The sequence below is a fragment of the Vibrio sp. J1-1 genome (assembly GCF_021728395.1).
Lineage (GTDB): Bacteria > Pseudomonadota > Gammaproteobacteria > Enterobacterales > Vibrionaceae > Vibrio.
Window position 1 is genome coordinate 1 of record NZ_JAKKCM010000044.1, and the last position, 1,510, is coordinate 1,510.

At 43.6% G+C, this 1,510-nt stretch carries 2 protein-coding genes and 1 pseudogene; 2 read left to right on the forward strand and 1 reads right to left on the reverse strand.

What is annotated here, in order from left to right:
- Nucleotides 1-145 precede the first annotated feature (145 nt).
- Nucleotides 146-982, reverse strand: coding sequence for a DUF2989 domain-containing protein (locus tag L3V31_RS21930; RefSeq protein WP_237319340.1), 837 nt, complete (start codon nt 980-982; stop codon nt 146-148).
- Between the two features lie 99 nt (nt 983-1,081).
- Here L3V31_RS21930 and L3V31_RS21935 point away from each other — a divergent pair, with 99 nt between their 5' ends.
- On the forward strand, nt 1,082-1,366 hold the full coding sequence (locus L3V31_RS21935) for a DUF1315 family protein (protein ID WP_237319342.1): 285 nt from the start codon (nt 1,082-1,084) through the stop codon (nt 1,364-1,366).
- Between the two features lie 62 nt (nt 1,367-1,428).
- Nucleotides 1,429-1,510 (forward strand): annotated as a pseudogene (locus L3V31_RS22125) (helix-turn-helix domain-containing protein); the annotation flags it as partial.

Below are 1,510 nucleotides of genomic sequence, written 5' to 3' on the forward strand. Positions count from 1 at the left end.
CGTGGCGACTTGTCTATCCTTTTTATAGACAAACGCCCTAAGCCTAATAGGCCTAGGGCGGTAAAAATATCAAAGACCCGATATCCTGTTAATCGCAAGGCAGCTCCGCTTAAGTGAACTACGTTGCCGACTTGCGGGAGTTTTTTTATATATTTTCGGGAATTAGATCGGGTGAATAACTTCCCTGTTCAATGTTGTTAGAGATCGACTTTGCCAAGTCGTCCAGTTTTTGATATTGGACTGGATCATTGAAATCGAACATTATCCGCATTTGCTTTTCATCTGCCACTGACACACCAAATCTTTTCGCTACCATTGCCCACAGGTAAGCGCGCTTCTTTTCTCCCTGTCCCTGATGAATACTCGCCAAGGATTTAAGAATGATAGGGTTTAGGTTGTCTTCATTTGACAAACTTAACGCATTATTCAACAAGGTGAGCGTTTTCGGTGCATCTCTATTGGCGTAAAGGGTGGCTAGGGCGTACTGCATTTCTGCCGTGTTTAGTTTGGCTGAGCCTTCCATTTGTAAGAATTTGTGCCGAGCTTGTGTGTCTCCGGTCTGTGACCAAAGGAAATACAAGGTCTCGGGTTTTTCCGATACTTTTAACTCCTCAACGATGCGTTCAAGTTCGTCGATACTGTGCACCAATGCGTTAAAGCGTTGCGCTTTTAGATCGCTTTGGTCAATCGGGACGATCTGAGAAGCCAGCTCCAAACACTTTCTGTATTCGGCTACGATGCCATATTCTTCTATTTGATATTCTTCTATTTGATTTTCTTCGCTTGGGTGTTTGAATTGCTCATAACGATGCCAAATTAAATTGGTACGTGGGATACGGCATTGTCCGTCGTCGATGTTGAGGTTTTCGCAGCGCAGTTCTGGGGTATTTGCGCACAGTTGTTCAGTGGCTACGTTACGTTCGAAGCAACCTGTGATTGTCAAAGTGGCGAGGCTTGCCAGCAACCAGTATGTTGTTTTCATGGTTTTGCCTGTGATCCGTTACACCAATTCATTTTTGTGCTCTTGACTCCGTTCTTTAACCCGCTATGTTCTGAACAGAATGTAATAAGAAGGTACATTATGGACACAGAACAATTATTAAAAGCGATCACGCCAGAAGTTTACGATCGCTTGGTATATGCAGTAGAAACGGGAAGATGGCCAGAGGGTACAACACTTTCTAGAGAGCAGCGAGATTCGTGTATGCAAGCTGTGATGTTGTATCAATCAAAACACAATACCGACGCACAACATATGACAGTTGCTGCTGGTGGTGAAATCAGCTTTAAGTCTAAGCAGGAATTGAAAAAGCAATTCAGCGGGGATGAAGGCGATATAGTGCGAGTAAATCCAAACTTCGATTGATACGTTTAACACGTTAATGAACTGACCCCCAATAGTTGGACACCAATTATTGGGGGTCTTTCATGTCCAAATATAGTCGTGAGTTGAAGTGCATCTTAGCCAAGCAGTGCTTAAGTGGTGTGTCATCTCGTCTTTTAGCCAAAC